Source organism: Parerythrobacter aestuarii (assembly GCF_030140925.1).
In the GTDB taxonomy this organism is placed as follows: domain Bacteria; phylum Pseudomonadota; class Alphaproteobacteria; order Sphingomonadales; family Sphingomonadaceae; genus Parerythrobacter; species Parerythrobacter aestuarii.
Genome location: NZ_JARBWD010000001.1, coordinates 1,940,278 through 1,955,207 on the forward strand (window position 1 = coordinate 1,940,278; position 14,930 = coordinate 1,955,207).

At 63.6% G+C, this 14,930-nt stretch carries 14 protein-coding genes; 12 read left to right on the forward strand and 2 right to left on the reverse strand.

The annotated features are described in order from the left end of the window. Positions 1 to 3 precede the first annotated feature (3 nt). The 9 genes from trpE to lexA all read left to right on the forward strand — a co-directional run bounded on the left by trpE (position 4) and on the right by lexA (position 8,278). A complete protein-coding gene (trpE, locus tag QPW08_RS09485; RefSeq protein WP_284125571.1) occupies positions 4 to 1,449 on the forward strand; it encodes an anthranilate synthase component I in 1,446 nt (481 codons plus the stop codon). Next, positions 1,446 to 2,267 (forward strand): phosphodiester glycosidase family protein, encoded by an 822-nt coding sequence (locus tag QPW08_RS09490; RefSeq protein ID WP_284125572.1) that lies wholly within the window; start codon positions 1,446 to 1,448, stop codon positions 2,265 to 2,267. The genes trpE and QPW08_RS09490 overlap by 4 nt, the downstream gene beginning before the upstream one ends. Beyond that, on the forward strand, positions 2,268 to 3,242 hold the full coding sequence (gene pip / locus QPW08_RS09495) for a prolyl aminopeptidase (protein WP_284125573.1): 975 nt from the start codon (positions 2,268 to 2,270) through the stop codon (positions 3,240 to 3,242). Beyond that, positions 3,239 to 3,823, forward strand: coding sequence for an anthranilate synthase component II (locus QPW08_RS09500; protein WP_284125574.1), 585 nt, complete (start codon positions 3,239 to 3,241; stop codon positions 3,821 to 3,823). Before pip ends, QPW08_RS09500 begins: the two co-directional genes overlap by 4 nt. Further along, the gene (trpD, locus tag QPW08_RS09505; protein ID WP_284125575.1) at positions 3,820 to 4,812 is read left to right on the forward strand and encodes an anthranilate phosphoribosyltransferase; all 993 of its coding nucleotides are present in this window, start codon (positions 3,820 to 3,822) and stop codon (positions 4,810 to 4,812) included. The genes QPW08_RS09500 and trpD overlap by 4 nt, the downstream gene beginning before the upstream one ends. Further along, positions 4,809 to 5,594, forward strand: coding sequence for an indole-3-glycerol phosphate synthase TrpC (gene trpC, locus QPW08_RS09510; protein WP_284125576.1), 786 nt, complete (start codon positions 4,809 to 4,811; stop codon positions 5,592 to 5,594). Before trpD ends, trpC begins: the two co-directional genes overlap by 4 nt. A gap of 261 nt (positions 5,595 to 5,855) precedes the next feature. After that, the gene (moaC, locus tag QPW08_RS09515; RefSeq protein WP_284125577.1) at positions 5,856 to 6,326 is read left to right on the forward strand and encodes a cyclic pyranopterin monophosphate synthase MoaC; all 471 of its coding nucleotides are present in this window, start codon (positions 5,856 to 5,858) and stop codon (positions 6,324 to 6,326) included. Further along, on the forward strand, positions 6,323 to 7,504 hold the full coding sequence (locus QPW08_RS09520; protein ID WP_284125578.1) for a molybdopterin molybdotransferase MoeA: 1,182 nt from the start codon (positions 6,323 to 6,325) through the stop codon (positions 7,502 to 7,504). The genes moaC and QPW08_RS09520 overlap by 4 nt, the downstream gene beginning before the upstream one ends. Positions 7,505 to 7,597: 93 nt before the next feature. Beyond that, positions 7,598 to 8,278 (forward strand): transcriptional repressor LexA, encoded by a 681-nt coding sequence (gene lexA, locus QPW08_RS09525; protein ID WP_284125579.1) that lies wholly within the window; start codon positions 7,598 to 7,600, stop codon positions 8,276 to 8,278. Between the two features lie 81 nt (positions 8,279 to 8,359). On the opposite strand, the gene QPW08_RS09530 is transcribed toward lexA, so the two are convergent. Next, positions 8,360 to 10,540 carry a ComEC/Rec2 family competence protein gene (locus QPW08_RS09530; RefSeq protein WP_284125580.1) on the reverse strand — a complete coding sequence of 727 codons (2,181 nt, stop codon included), beginning with the start codon at positions 10,538 to 10,540 and terminating at the stop codon, positions 8,360 to 8,362. 29 nt (positions 10,541 to 10,569) lie between these two features. Between QPW08_RS09530 and gltX the strand changes: the two genes are divergently transcribed. From gltX to QPW08_RS09545, 3 genes are read left to right on the forward strand one after another with little or no spacing between them, the layout of a single operon-like run. Further along, a complete protein-coding gene (gene gltX / locus QPW08_RS09535) occupies positions 10,570 to 12,003 on the forward strand; it encodes a glutamate--tRNA ligase (protein WP_284125581.1) in 1,434 nt (477 codons plus the stop codon). A 34-nt stretch (positions 12,004 to 12,037) separates the two neighbouring features. Then, positions 12,038 to 13,324: a citrate synthase gene (locus tag QPW08_RS09540; protein ID WP_284125582.1), complete on the forward strand. Its 1,287-nt coding sequence runs from the start codon at positions 12,038 to 12,040 to the stop codon at positions 13,322 to 13,324. A gap of 12 nt (positions 13,325 to 13,336) precedes the next feature. Beyond that, the gene (locus tag QPW08_RS09545) at positions 13,337 to 13,540 is read left to right on the forward strand and encodes a hypothetical protein (RefSeq protein WP_284125583.1); all 204 of its coding nucleotides are present in this window, start codon (positions 13,337 to 13,339) and stop codon (positions 13,538 to 13,540) included. Positions 13,541 to 13,546: 6 nt separating this feature from the next. Here the strand turns inward: QPW08_RS09545 and QPW08_RS09550 are convergent, their stop codons facing one another. After that, a complete protein-coding gene (locus QPW08_RS09550) occupies positions 13,547 to 14,929 on the reverse strand; it encodes a sensor histidine kinase (protein WP_284125584.1) in 1,383 nt (460 codons plus the stop codon). Position 14,930 lies beyond the last annotated feature (1 nt).

A 14,930-nucleotide genomic window follows, 5' to 3' on the forward strand; every position in this document is an offset into this window, starting at 1 on the left:
CTGGTGTGGCGCGAGGTCGTAGCGGATACAGAGACACCTGTAGGTGCAGCGCTCAAGCTGATTGAGCCTGAGCGCGGCGATTTCCTGCTCGAATCGGTCGAAGGCGGAGAAGTGCGTGGTCGGTACAGCCTGCTGGGGCTGGACCCTGACCTGGTCTTTCGCGCTCGCGGGGAAGTCGGGGAAATCAACCGCCTGTGGCAGCATGATCGCGCCGCATTCGCGCCTCTGGAAGGCAAGAGCCTCGACGCCTTGCGGGCGCTGATCGGCGAATGCCGGATCGATGTTCCGCAAGGCTTGCCGCCCGCCCTCGCCTGCCTGGTCGGCTATTTTGCTTACGAAACCATCGGCCAGGTCGAGGTCCTCCCCCGCGCGCCGCAAAGCGAACTCGACCTGCCGGACATGGTCTTTACCCGGCCCACCTTGTTGCTGGTGTTCGACTCGCTCAACGACGCGCTGTTCGTCATTGCCCCGCTGTGGCCGGGTAGCGGCGATCCCGATGTCGCCATCGAGCGGGCAGCCGACCGTATCGATGAAACCCTGCGCAAGCTGTCTTCCGGCCTTCCCGAGAGCGAGACCGTTTCGGAATTGCCTGCGATGGCGCTCGAACCGCAGCTTGCGGAAGGCGACTATGCCGCCATGGTCCGCCGCGCGAAGGACTACATTACAGCGGGAGACATCTTCCAGGTGGTGCTTGCGCAACGCTTCACCTGCCCGTTCCCGCTGCCGCCATTGGCGCTCTACAGGGCGCTACGAAGAGTAAACCCCTCACCGTTCCTCTACCTTCTCGACCTGCCCGGCTTTGCCGTGGTCGGCTCAAGCCCGGAAATTCTCGTGCGCCTGCGCGATGGCGAAGTGACGATCCGCCCGATCGCCGGCACTCGCCCGCGCGGCGCAACGCCCGAGGCCGACCGCGCCGCCGAGGAAAGCCTGCTGGCCGATCCCAAGGAGCGCGCCGAACACCTCATGCTGCTCGACCTCGGTCGCAACGATGTCGGGCGCGTGGCGGCCAAGGGCACGGTGGAGGTCACCGACAGCTTCACTGTCGAACGCTACAGCCATGTGATGCACATCGTCAGCAATGTCGTGGGCCGGCTCGATCCGACCAAGGACGCGCTCGACGCGCTGTTCGCGGGATTCCCGGCTGGCACCGTCAGCGGCGCGCCCAAGATCAGGGCGTGCGAGATTATCGCCGAACTCGAACCCGAAACCCGCGGGCCCTATGCCGGCGGGGTCGGCTATTTCGCCCCTGACGGCAGTTTCGACAGCTGCATCGTCCTGCGCACTGCGGTGGTTAAGGACGGGACCATGCATGTGCAGGCGGGTGCCGGGATCGTCGCCGACAGCGATCCTGCCTATGAACAGCGCGAATGCGAGGCCAAGGCCGGGGCGTTGATCGCCGCCGCCCGAGAAGCTGCCCGCGTCGCCAGCGAAGCCGGATTTGGACAATGAGAACGGTCGCCCTGCCCCTCTTGCTGGTACTCGGCGCCTGCGGACAGCAGGCTGAAGGCGAGCCTGTAACCGTAATCGAGTTCGGCGAGAATGGTGCCACAACCACGACGACTACCGGTGGAGAGGATGAGCAAGTCGTAGAGGCCGCTGTTCCCGCTGATGGCGCGTGCGAGAAAGTCACTTACCAGGATGTCCCGCTGACCCATTGCATCGCCGACCCGGCCAGGCATCGCATCACCACAATGCTTGGCAGCCCCTATCGCAGCTTCGCCAAGCTCGCCGAGGCGCGCGGCGACAGCTTGCCGGTGTTCGCCATGAACGGCGGCATGTTCGACGGCGAAGGCAAGCCGATCGGCTACTATGTCGAGAAAGGCGAGCGTACCAAGGAGCTCAACACCGCCGATGGCCCGGGCAACTTCCATTTGAAGCCCAACGGCGTGTTTTACGGCACCGAAGGGGCTTGGAGAGTCCGCTCGACCGACAGCTTCCTTGCCAATGTCTCAGACCGCCCGCAATTCGGGACCCAGAGCGGCCCGATGCTGCTGATCGAAGGGAAGATGCACCCCGAGATCACCGATGATGGCCCTTCGCGCCAGATCCGCAACGGCGTCGGCGTCGACCGCGAAGGGCGCGCGCATTTCGTGATCAGCGATGGCCCCATCAGCTTCGGCAAGTTCGCGCGCTTCTTCCGCGACGTCGCCGACACCCCCAACGCCCTGTTCCTTGACGGCAATGTTTCGTCCTTGTGGGACCCGGCCTCGGGCCGCATGGACGCCCGTGCGCCGATCGGGCCGATGATTGTCGTGGAGACCAAGTAGATGGGCAGCAATTTGATCGATTACGAACGCACGCTCTACCCCGAGATCGAACCTTACGAGACCGGGATGCTCGACGTTGGCGAAGGGCATCAGCTCTATTACGAACGCGTCGGTACGCCGGGCGCAAAACCGGCGGTGTTCCTCCATGGCGGCCCCGGCGGCGGGATGGCCCCGTCGCACCGGCGGCAATGGAATCCCGAGAAATATGACGTGCTGCTGTTCGACCAGCGCGGCTGCGGCAAGTCGCTTCCCTTTGCCGAGATCGAGCACAACGACACCTGGCGCATCGTCGAGGATATCGAGCGGCTGCGCGAAATGTGCGGGCATCCAGCCTGGCAGGTGTTCGGCGGCAGCTGGGGCGCGACGCTCGCCCTCGCCTATGCCCAGAAATACCCCGAGCGGACGACAGAGATTATCCTGCGTGGCGTGTTTCTCGGCCGCGAGAAGGAGAAGAACTGGCTGTACAGCTACGGTGCTAGCGAAATCATGGCCGAGCAATGGGCCAGCTTCAGCGGTCACATCCCCGAAGATGAGCACGGCAATCTTGTAAAAGCCTATCACGATCGCCTGACCAGCGACGACGAAGCCACGCGTCTCGCGGCGGCCAAGGAATGGTCGCTGTGGGAGGGTTCGGTTGCGACACTGCTGCCCAACGAAGACCTGATGGCCGACTTCGCCGAACCGGCCAAGGCAGTGCCCTTCGCCCGCATCTGCGCGCGCTTCTTCCTCAACGATTTCTACCTCGAGGAAGGACAGCTGCTCCGCGACGCGCACAAGCTCAAGGACATCCCAGGCATCATCGTCCAGGGTCGCCATGACATCTGCTGCCCGCCGACTTCGGCCTGGGAGCTCAAGCAAGCCTGGCCCGAAGTCGAGCTGCGCATCGTCCATGACGCCGGCCACGCTGCCAGCGAACCGGGCATCGTCGACGGGCTGGTGCGGGCGACGGACGAGTTTGCAGGCAGAATCCCATGATCCTCGTCATCGACAATTACGACAGCTTCACCTTCAACCTCGTCCATTACCTGATGGAGCTGGGGACGGAGGTCCGCGTCGAACGCAATGATGCCATCTCCGCCGGACAGGCTGTCTCCAGTGGCGCGAAGGGCATTCTTATCTCGCCCGGGCCGTGCACGCCCAATGAGGCGGGGATCAGCCTCGACTTGGTCGGGGCCTGCGCCGACAAGGCGTTGCCGCTGCTCGGCGTGTGCCTGGGGCACCAGTCAATCGGGCAGTATTTCGGAGGGCGCGTGGTCCAGGGCGGGCTAATGCATGGCAAGACTTCGCCGGTGACACATGACGGAACGGGGGTCTTCGCCGGGCTGCCCACGCCCTTCACCGCCACCCGCTATCACTCGCTGGTGGTGGAGGACATTCCCGCCAGCCTCGTGGTGAACGCCACCAGTGACGATGCCCATGTGCAAGGCTTTCGCCATGCCGAGCTGCCGATTCACGGGGTGCAGTTCCACCCGGAAAGCATTGCCACCGAGCACGGGCATGACCTGCTGGCCAATTTCCTGCGCCTATGCGGTATAGAAGCAAAGGTGCTCGCATGAAGACTCTCCCCCTCGCCGTCCCGCACATGAGCGAAGCCGAGGCCGAGGAAGTGTTCGGCTGGATCCTCGACGGCGAGGCGAGCGACGAGGAAATCGCCCGCTTCCTGCTGGCGATGACCGAGCGCAGCGAGACGGCCGAGGAAATCGCCGGCGCGGCACGCGCGCTCCGCGCCCGGCTGATCCCGATTGACGCGCCTGCCAATGCCGTCGATTGCTGCGGCACCGGGGGCGACGGGCATCACACGCTCAATGTCTCGACCGCCGTCAGCCTTGTCGTCGCCGCTGCCGGAGTGCCAGTGGCCAAGCACGGCAACCGCGCCGCCTCGTCCAAGTCCGGCGCAGCCGATACGCTCGAAGCGCTCGGCCTCGACATGGAGGCCGCCGGGCGCACGGCGGAAAAGACACTGGCCGAGATCGGAATCTGTTTCCTCTTCGCCAAGAACCACCACCCGGCAATGGGCCGGATCCAGCCGATCCGCCAGAAACTGGGCAAGCGCACCATCTTCAACCTGATGGGTCCGCTGTCCAATCCGGCGGGCGTCAAGCGTCAGCTGATCGGGATTGCCCGCCCCGGCTATGTGCCGATCTACGCCGACGCCAAGGCGCGGCTGGGGACGGAGCGGACCTTTATCGTCTCCGGCGATGAAGGGCTAGACGAGCTGAGCCTAGCTGGTGGAAACGAGCTGGCTAACGTCCATGGCAATGAATTCGAGATGCGGCGGGTCGATTGCACCATGGCCGGGCTCGAGCATTCGCCGGTCGAAGCCATCCGCGGCGGCGATGCGGCGCACAATGCCAAGGCCCTGACCGCGCTGCTCGATGGCACGCCCGGCCCCTATCGCGATGCAGTGATCTTCAACGCTGCCGCCACGCTGATGGTGGCGAGCGATGTCGACGACTGGGAAGCAGGCGCCGCCACCGCCGCCGAAGCGCTCGACAGCGGCAAGGCCAAGGCCCTGCTGGCGCGCTGGATCGAGATGGCGCGATGAACAAGCTCGAAGAAATCTGCGCCGGCAAATACGACGAAGTCGCCACCCGCAAGGCCGCAACCTCGCCTGCCGAGCTGGCAGAGCGCATCGCCGCGCAATCCGCTCCGCGCGGCTTCGAAGCGGCCCTGCGCGCCAAGGCCGAGACCGGCTTTGCCCTGATCGCCGAGGTCAAGAAGGCCTCACCTTCCAAGGGCCTGATCCGCGCCGAATTCCACCCGGCCGCTCATGCTCAGGCCTATGAAGCAGGCGGTGCAGCGTGCCTCTCCGTCCTCACCGACGAACCCCATTTCCAGGGCCACGCCGATTACCTGCGCGAAGCCCGCGCGGCTTGCACCCTGCCGGCCCTGCGCAAGGATTTCATGGTCGATCCGTGGCAATGCGCCGAAGCCCGCGCGATGGGGGCCGATGCGATCCTCATTATCGTCGCTGCCCTGTCCGATGCGCAGATGCAGGAGATCGAAGCCGCCGCCCGCGAGGACGGCATGGATGTGCTGGTCGAGGTGCATGACGAAACCGAGATGGAGCGCGCGCACGCGCTGCAATCGCGGCTGGTCGGCGTGAACAACCGCGATCTCAAGACCTTCACCACCGATCTTGCCACCACCGAACGGCTCGCCCCGCTTGCACCCGCAGGCGCGCTGCTGGTCGGGGAGAGCGGGATCAACACCCACGCCGACTGTGTGCGCCTGTCCCGGGCCGGTGTACGCACCTTCCTCGTCGGCGAGAGCCTGATGCGGCAGGACGATGTCGAAGCCGCCACGAGGGCGCTCATAGCACCCTGATCCGTTCGCCCTGAGCTTGTCGAAGGGCAGCCACCACGTTTCTACAAGCGTCTTAACCGGGCTTCGACAAGCTCAGCCCGAACGGGGATGGGAGCAGTTGGTCAGACCTCTGTCCTACTCCCTTCGACTCTGGCATGGAGGCCGCATGACAACCTGCAACAACCTTCCAATTCTGCGGTATCAACCACCGATTGAGGCCGCCGATTTTTTCGCGCTTGGACTGTGTAACATGCGGTCCATGTGTGCCGGGGTGACGACGAAATGAGTGGGCTGACACACCTCGACGAATCGGGCGCGGCGCACATGGTCGATGTCGGCGGCAAGCCTGCAACCCAGCGGCTGGCCCGCGCGGGCGGCGTGATCCGCATGAGCGCCGAAGCCCTCGCCGCGATCAAGGCCGGCGATGCGCCCAAGGGCGACGTGCTCGGCACGGCGCGGATCGCCGGGATCATGGCGGCGAAGAAAACTGCCGAGCTCATTCCCCTGTGCCACCCGCTCGGGCTCGACGCGATCGACGTGACTTTCGACTATGCCGATGGCGGGATCTCGGTCAGCGCGGCCGCTTCGCTCACCGGCAAGACCGGGGTGGAAATGGAAGCAATGACAGCGGCTTCCGTCGCATTGCTCACGATTTACGACATGGCCAAGGCGCTCGACAAGGGCATGGTCATCGGCGAGGTCCGCTTGCTGGAAAAACGCGGCGGCAAGTCGGGCCACTGGACCGCCGAATGAGCAGCCCACAGCTGAGCCTGGAAGACGCGCAGGCGCGGATGCTGGCACTGGTCGAGCCGCTGGCGGCGGAGACGGTAACGCCGGAAGCGGCCGTGGGGCGCTACGTAGCCACACCGCTGGTCGCCCAGCGCACCCAGCCCCCGGCCGACCTTTCGGCGATGGATGGCTATGCCGTGGCTGGCCAAGGCCCGTGGCAGCGGGTCGGCGAAAGCCGCTGCGGCGCGCCATTCGAAGGCAGCATTGCGCCGGGCGAATGTGTCCGCATCTCGACCGGGGCGATCATGCCCGATGGTGGCGAGCGCGTCCTGCTGCAGGAAGATGCCGAGGTCAGCGGCGAAACAGTCACAGCGCTGGAGGACCCGCCCACCGGCAAGCACATCCGGCGCAAGGCCTTCGAGTTCTCGCCCGGCGATGTCCTGCTTGAGGCGGGAACCCGCATCGGACCGGCTGCGCTGGCGCTGGTCCGCTCATCCGGCAACGCACAGGTCGCGGTTCATGCCCGCCCCACCCTCGCGATCTTCGACAGCGGGGACGAGCTGGCCAGCGATCCGACCGAGTGCGCCCGGCATCAGATCCCGGCCAGCAATGGCGCGATGCTGGCGGCGCTCGCATCGAGCCTGCCCTGCACTATCCGCACCGGCGCGCCATTGCCCGACCAGCTCGATGCCATCGTCGCCGCGCTGGAGGCCAATGCCGATGCCGATATGATCGTGCTGACCGGCGGCGCCTCGGTCGGCGACCATGACCTCGCCAGGCCTGCGCTTGAAGCTGTCGGCGCCGAGCTCAACTTCTGGAAAGTGGCGATGAAGCCGGGCAAGCCACTGATGGTAGCGCGGCGCGGCAAACAACTGGTGCTGGGGCTGCCGGGCAACCCGGTCTCGGCCTTCGTCACCGGCTTCCTGTTCATGCTGCCTGCGCTGCGCAAGCTCTCCGGTGCGCACAGCTGCCTGCCGACCGCACTGCCCCTGCCGCTGGCTGCGGATTGCCCGCCCGGTGGTGTGCGGCGCGAATTCCTGCGTGCCGAATGGACGCCGCAGGGGCTGGTTCCGCTGGTCGAACAGGACAGCAGCGCGCTCCTTTCGCTGTCCAAAGCGCACGCGCTGATCGACCGTCCCGCGCATGGAGATGGGACGAAAGCGGGAACATCTGTTCCGGCGTTCCTGGTGGAAAACCCCTGAAATGCTTGACTTGGCAAAATTGGTTGCCTAATTGTTCCGCATTCGTTCGCATCCGCGGGCGGAGTTGGAACAGGCTATAGGGAGCCACCCGACATGCTGACCGCAAAGCAGCACGAATTGATCCGCTTCATCCAGCAGCGACTGGAAGATACGGGAATTTCCCCCTCGTTCGAGGAAATGAAGGAAGCGCTTGATCTCAAGAGCAAGTCCGGGGTCCACCGGCTGATCTCGGCGCTGGAAGAGCGCGGCTTTATCCGCCGCTTGCCCAATCGCGCCCGTGCACTGGAAGTGCTCAAGCAACCTGAAGATGTCGTGGGCGGTGGCAAGCCTGCCAACGACGTCGTTGCTAGCCGCACAATTGCCCCCACGGTTGCGCCGCAGGCGGCCAACGATGTGATCGAGATCCCGCTGCATGGCCGCATTGCCGCTGGTGCCCCGATCGAAGCGCTGGAGGACTACCAGTCGCTGCCGGTCCCGGCCGCGTTGCTTGGCCCGGGTGATCACTATGCATTGGAGGTTTCCGGCGACTCGATGATCGAAGCCGGCATTTTCGATGGCGACTTCGCGCTGATCCGCCGCACCGATACCGCTCGCGATGGCGAGATCGTCGTAGCGCTGGTCAACAATGAGGAAGCGACGCTCAAGTACCTGCATCGCGACAGCGGGCAGATCCGGCTCGACCCGGCCAATGCCGCTTACGAAGCGCAGGTCTATGCCCCCCAGCAGGTGCAGGTACAGGGCAAGCTCGCGGGGCTTCTGCGCCGCTACCACTGATTTCTACCCCGTGGGGAGCGGCTGTCCCCGCTTGAGGCTGTCCCGCCTACTGCCGCTCCCCCAACCCTCTGTGATGGCGACCTAGTCCTCGCGTCGGCTCCGCCACCAGCCATGCTCGCCCTCGCTCTCGGCAACGCTAGTGAAACGCTCCTCTTCCAGGAACAGGGCCAGTCCTCCTTCCCGGCTCAGGAACCGCCCATCGGCCTTGAGCCATTGCGGCCTGCAACTCCTCGGCAGCCAACGGTCGGCAATGACGATATCCGCCCGGTCACATGCTGCCGCCAGCGCCCGCTCCTCGATCCGGTCGCGGCTGCGCGCCATCAGCAGCTGCCAGTCCCTGCCCTCGCGCCGGAGCGTGAGCGAACAGAAGTCACGACTGCAACGCGCGCCGTGCCAGTCGGTGATGGTGACAGGTTCACCCTGCATCCCGGCCAGCTCCATCAGGTTGTCGCGGGCATAGTCCGACCGGCTCTCCCGCAGCATGATCAAGCCGTCCCCTTCGACAATACCGACGTGTCGCCCGTCTCCGGAAACAAGGACATCAGGTGCGGGCGTCAGCAGCAGCGACAGCGTCGCCATGACCGTCGGAACAAAGCCGAGCAACCGCTTGCGGCCCTGCCACAGGGCCAGCCAAAGCCCGCCGAGCACAAACAGCGCCAATGTCCCCATGCCCATCTGCGGCATCAGTTTGACCGCTCCAGGCTGTTCCGCCGTGAAATGTGCAATGTTCAACAACAGGTCAAGCGACTGTCCGACCAGCCACCACAACGGGTCTCCGAGACCGACAAGATCGAAGCAAAGCGCGACTGCGATCAGCGGCATCGAGACAAAGGTGACCAACGGGATCGCCATCACATTCGCCAGTGCGCCGTAGACTCCGGCCCGATGGAAATGAAACAGCACGATCGGCATCAGCGCGATCTCGATCACCAATCCGGTCATCAGCAGCATCAGGACTCGCCGGCCCGTGTGGAAGAACCAGCTCTCCTCACGCGGAGCGAGGAAGCGTTTGACCGGACTGGAGTTGTGCAAGGCAACGATAGCCATGACGGCGGCATAGCTCATCTGGAAGCTCGGCCCGATCACAGCTTCGGGCCAGAGCAGCATCACAAACCCCGCAGCCACGGCCAGCATTCGCAGCGATAATGGTTCACGACCCAGCGCGATCGCTATCAGGACCAACACCGCCGCTGCGCAGCTTCGCACGGTCGGCACTTCTGCCCCGGTCAACAGCGTATAGCCGATTCCCGCCCCGGCCCCGACCGCTGCAGCCACCAGCGGCAAACGCACCCGCAAGGCAAACCACGGCCACAGCGCCAACAGCTTGATGGCGAGAAGATAAGCTGCCGCAATAATCGCACTGACATGCAGGCCACTGATGGAAAGCAGGTGCGTCAAGCCAGCATCGCGCATGGCCTCCTCATCGGCCTCAGCGATGGCTCCGCGATCCCCGCTGGCAAATGCAGCAGCGATGGATCCGGCAGACCCTTGCAGCTTGCTGCGAACATGGGTGGAAAGTGCCCTTTGCACAGCGACAAGGCCCGACGGTGGCGGCGCCGGCTCCACTAACTCGATCTGACCGAGCACTGAGCCAGTCGCCGAATACCCATCGAACCATGCCCTGCGGGCGAAATTGTAGGCACCCGGAACCATCGGCGGCGATGGCGGCATCAACCGCGCCCTCAGCCGTACGACAGCGCCTTCACGATATTCCGGTTGCGCCTGATCCAGGGGCACGTTGACACGGATCTTGCGTGCGGTGCCCGTTTCTGCATCGCGAACCGCCAGCACCAGCCTGATCCGGTCGCGCGCCGGCTGTTCTTCGCGAGCGAGCACCCGACCCGAGTACCACTCGACCGCAGGTGCGGGAATCGCTTCCGCCCCGACCATTGCCGATCGAGCCCAGATCAGGCCGGTACCGAAGCCCAGTGCCAGGCTCAGCGCAACACATGCCATGCCCATGTGCACGAACCTTGACTGTCCCAGGATCATCCAGCCGCACAGCGCGCCCAGCCCGCACAAGCCCAAGAGAGCCACCCATTGCCACGGGCCCGGCAACACGAACCAGAGAATGATCCCGACGGCCATGGCGACAGCGACCCAGGGGGCCCTGTCGAAGCCGGAACTGCCGAGTTCTCGCTCCAGCACATCGGCTACGCTGGACAAGCGCCAGCGCGAGTGCCAAGGGCGTTGCTGCATTGCAGCATGACCTGGCCCCGGATCGCCTGCCAGAGGTATTTCGGGAGCGCCGTTGGTCGCCATGGATTTGAATTGAAAGGAAGCCACGCAAGATGGCAAGCACTGATGGAGCAGGAACGGGGACAGTCGTTACCCGCTTTGCCCCTTCGCCAACCGGATATTTGCATCTGGGTGGTGCGAGAACCGCACTCTTCAACTGGCTTTTCGCAAGGCACAATGGCGGCAAGGCGCTGCTCAGGATCGAGGATACCGACAAGAAGCGCAGCACACAGGATGCGATCGACAAGATCCTCGAAGGCCTGGACTGGCTTGGGCTCGACTATGATGAAGCGCCGGTATTCCAGTCGGAACGCGGTTCGCGCCATGTCGAAGTAGCAGAGAAGCTGCTCGAACACGGCTACGCCTATCGCTGCTACGCAACGCAGGAAGAGCTTGAGGAGATGCGTGCCGCCCAGCGCGCCTCCAAGCAACCGCTACGCTATGACGGGCGTTGGCGCCATCGCGACGCAGCGGATGCGCCTCCCGGGGCCCCTTTTGTCGTTCGCCTGAAGACACCGGAAGACGGCGAAACGACAATCGAAGACAAGGTCCAGGGCAGGGTCACCGTTCGCAACGGGGAACTTGACGACTATATCCTGCTCCGCGCTGATGGTTCGCCGACCTATATGCTGGCGGTCGTGGTCGACGACCATGACATGGGAATAACCCACGTCATTCGCGGCGACGATCACCTCAACAACGCATTCCGCCAGCTGCCGATCTATCATGCCATGCAGGCCATCGAAGGCGGCTGGGAAACCCCGACCTATGCCCATGTCCCGCTGATCCATGGGCAAGATGGTGCCAAGCTGTCGAAACGCCACGGTGCGGTCGGAGTCGAAGCCTATCGCGACGAGATGGGTGTATTGCCCGAAGCGCTGTTCAACTATCTGTTGCGCCTTGGTTGGGGCCATGGGGATCAGGAAGAATTCACCAAGCAGCAAGCCATCGAGCTGTTTACGCTAGAAGGCGTCGGCAAGAGCGCTTCGCGCTTCGACACCAAGAAGCTTCTCAACCTCAACGGCTTCCACATCCGAGAGGCTGACAACACCCGATTAGCGCATCTGGTCGCCGACAAGATTGGCCCGTCAGCGGATGCCGCAGTGCTGGCCGAAGCGATGCCCGTGCTCAAGGTCAGGGCCAGGGACATCAATGAACTGGCGGAAGGCGCAGCCTTTTTGTTCAGCAAACGCCCGCTGCAGATGACCGAGAAGGCAGCAGCGTTGCTCACCGACGATGCCCGCGCAATTTTGGCGAAGATTTCCGCCGTATTGCATGCGGAAAATGACTGGACAATCGAGGCCCTCGAAGCCACTACGAAGCAGCTCGCCGAGAGCCTCGAGCTGGGCCTTGGCAAACTCGCGCAACCCATGCGTGCAGCTTTAACCGGAACGACAACGTCACCCGGTATTTTCGACGTACTCGTCCTGCTCGGCAGGGAAGAGTCCCTCGCGCGGATCGACGCGCAGGCGACGCCCTCCGAGTAAGGAACGAGAGAAAAGAATTTGTAGGAGAACGCAAATGGCAGACACGACCGCAACACTCGGCGTTGCCGGACAGACTCACGAATATCCGATCCTCAAGGGTTCGACCGGGCCTGACGTGATCGATATTCGCAAGCTCTATGGCCAGACTGGTGCGTTCACCTTCGATCCCGGCTACAAGTCGACCGCTTCGTGCGAAAGCGCGCTGACCTATATCGATGGCAACGAAGGCGTGCTGCTGCACCGCGGCTACCCCATCGGCCAGCTGGCCGAGCACTCGAGCTTCATGGAAGTCAGCTACTTGCTGCTCAATGGCGAATTGCCGACGCAGGAAGAGCTCGATGACTTCACCTACACCATTACCCGGCACACCATGGTGCACGACCAGCTGCGCCAATTCTATCAGGGATTCCGCCGTGATGCGCACCCGATGGCAATCATGTGCGGAGTCGTTGGCGCACTGTCCGCGTTCTATCATGACAGCACCGACATTTCAGATCCCGAACACCGCAAGATCAGCAGCCACCGCCTGATCGCCAAGATGCCAACGATTGCGGCCATGGCTTACAAATATGCCGTCGGCCAACCCTTCCTTCAGCCGAAGAATTCGCTCAGCTACACCGGCAACTTCCTGCGCATGACGTTTGGCGTGCCGGCCGAGGACTATGAGATCCACCCTGCGATCGAACGTGCCATGGATCGCATCTTCATCCTTCACGCTGACCACGAGCAGAACGCATCGACCTCGACGGTCCGCCTTGCCGGTTCCTCTGGCGCGAATCCATTCGCCTGTATCGCAGCCGGCATCGCCTGCCTGTGGGGTCCGGCCCACGGTGGTGCCAATGAAGCCGCGCTCAACATGCTCCAGGAAATCGGCACGCCGGACAAGATCCCGCATTACATCGAGCGCGCCAAGGACAAGAATGACCCGTTCCGCCTGATGGGCTTCGGCCACCGCGTGTACAAGAACTACGACCCGCGCGCGACTGTCATGCAGCAGACCCTGCGCGAAGTGTTCGAAGCGCTCAACGTCAGCGATCCGGTGTTCGAAACCGCTCTGCAACTCGAGGAAATCGCGCTCAACGACGATTACTTCAAGGAAAAGAAGCTGTTCCCGAATGTGGACTTCTATTCAGGCATCATCCTGAACTCGATCGGCTTCCCGACTACGATGTTCACTGCACTGTTTGCGCTCGCCCGCACAGTCGGCTGGGTCGCGCAGTGGAACGAAATGATCTCCGATCCCGGCCAGGTCATCGGTCGCCCGCGCCAGCTCTACACCGGCCCGACCGAGCGCGACTACGTTCCTATCGCCAACCGGTAAGAGGAGGCCCGGATGAAACTGCCGGGCTACCTACTGCAAATTCTTGGTCTCACCATGCTCCTCACCGGGGCATGGTGGGTCTTGCAGGGCATGGGCTGGATCGGCGATCCGGCAGAAAGCTACATCGTCGGACGGCAGGATTGGGCCTTCGGCGGGGCAGCCGTCTTTGCACTGGGAGGGGTTGTGTTCGGCTGGTCGCGACGGTTTCGCGGCTAGGAGCGACTATGCCTCACCGCCGACAGGCAGAGTGAGGGTGAAAATTGCGCCTTCGCCCGGCTGGCTGCGCACCTTGAGATCGCCTCCCATGGCACGGGCCAGTCGGCGAGAAATATACAGCCCCAAACCGGACCCACCATCGCCGCTGCGTCCAAGCCGTTCAAATTTCTGGAAGATTGCCGCTTGCTGCTCTTTGTCGATCCCCGGTCCCTGATCGATAACGCGTGCGCCCGCTACCTTGCCGTTACGAGCCAGCTCGATGCGGATCTCCGATCCGGCCGGGGAATAGCGGATAGCATTGCCGATCAGGTTGAGCAGCACTTGCAGGACCCGGCGAAACTCGCCGACCGCGGGGCAATGTTTGTCACGATCCGGGGCGATGATCGTGATGCCTTTTTCCTGCGCAGTAACGCCCAGGATGCCGGCTGCCTGCCGAACCACGTCGGCCAGATCGATCCTGTCAGGGGCGGTTGAGAATCCGTCCGCTTCGATCACTTCTAGATCGGCGAGATCGTCTATCAGCGACAGCAAATGCTGTCCGGCGGCGGCAATATCCGAGGCATAGTCGCTATACTCGTCTGCCAAGGGCCCGGCCAGCTTGGTCCGTATCGTCTCGGCATTGGCGATGATACGTGAGATCGGTTGACGCAGGACCGGTGACAGTTCGCGACCCAAACGGGCCTGCACTTCCTGGTTCTGGCTGCGACGTCGGTCTGACCGCCGGACCCATGCACGATTGGCAACTAGGTAGAGCTCGAAGCCTTCGCTACCGGCGAGCGGCCCTCCGATGGGAATGAGCCGTGCGGTCCATTGTCTCGGGCTGCCTTCAATGTCGCAGCGTGCCTGGTCGAGCAGTCGCCAGTGCAGTGGCTGGGCATGGTGCATTCCAGGGAGGCTGACGTAGTCGGTCCATGGTCGGGCGGGATTGGCCCGGATTGCCTTGACCAAGCCTTGTAGGTCCTCTGCTTCCGTATCGACCGTAAGCACACGCTGCTGGGCGTCCAGCCGGGCATGCAGTTCCGCCAATGCGTTGTCGATGGCGTCGCGCCGTGCGCCGGCATCGTCCTCGGCTGCCATCACCGGGCTTGATGTCTGCCAAGTCGCAATGGAGACAGAGCAGCCACTTTCGGACTTGCCCTTGTAAGGCACCACCTCGACCCAGGCAGTGATCCGTTCGTCTCCATCGAAGGCACGGACAGTACGAGCAAGTCGCAGGTCCATGGTTCGCGCCTTGCGCACCAGTTGCCGCAATTCGTGGATCGCGATCGCACCGGGCAGCTCGCCACCGCATTTGCGCTGCAAGCTGGCAAGCGGTTCATCCGCCTCAACCAACCTGTCGTCCGCGTCGGTACGGGCTTTCGCAATCAGAGTGTCACCAGCGCGCTTCACC

Excerpts from the sequence above, each read along its gene's own strand:
- QPW08_RS09490 (WP_284125572.1), top strand. The coding sequence starts at position 1,446 with ATGAGAACGGTCGCCCTGCCCCTCTTGCTGGTACTCGGCGCCTGCGGA.
- pip (WP_284125573.1), top strand. The coding sequence starts at position 2,268 with ATGGGCAGCAATTTGATCGATTACGAACGCACGCTCTACCCCGAGATC.
- QPW08_RS09500 (WP_284125574.1), top strand. The coding sequence starts at position 3,239 with ATGATCCTCGTCATCGACAATTACGACAGCTTCACCTTCAACCTCGTC.
- trpD (WP_284125575.1), top strand. The coding sequence starts at position 3,820 with ATGAAGACTCTCCCCCTCGCCGTCCCGCACATGAGCGAAGCCGAGGCC.
- trpC (WP_284125576.1), top strand. The coding sequence starts at position 4,809 with ATGAACAAGCTCGAAGAAATCTGCGCCGGCAAATACGACGAAGTCGCC.
- moaC (WP_284125577.1), top strand. The coding sequence starts at position 5,856 with ATGAGTGGGCTGACACACCTCGACGAATCGGGCGCGGCGCACATGGTC.
- QPW08_RS09520 (WP_284125578.1), top strand. The coding sequence starts at position 6,323 with ATGAGCAGCCCACAGCTGAGCCTGGAAGACGCGCAGGCGCGGATGCTG.
- lexA (WP_284125579.1), top strand. The coding sequence starts at position 7,598 with ATGCTGACCGCAAAGCAGCACGAATTGATCCGCTTCATCCAGCAGCGA.
- QPW08_RS09530 (WP_284125580.1), bottom strand. The coding sequence starts at position 10,540 with ATGGCGACCAACGGCGCTCCCGAAATACCTCTGGCAGGCGATCCGGGG.
- gltX (WP_284125581.1), top strand. The coding sequence starts at position 10,570 with ATGGCAAGCACTGATGGAGCAGGAACGGGGACAGTCGTTACCCGCTTT.
- QPW08_RS09540 (WP_284125582.1), top strand. The coding sequence starts at position 12,038 with ATGGCAGACACGACCGCAACACTCGGCGTTGCCGGACAGACTCACGAA.
- QPW08_RS09545 (WP_284125583.1), top strand. The coding sequence starts at position 13,337 with ATGAAACTGCCGGGCTACCTACTGCAAATTCTTGGTCTCACCATGCTC.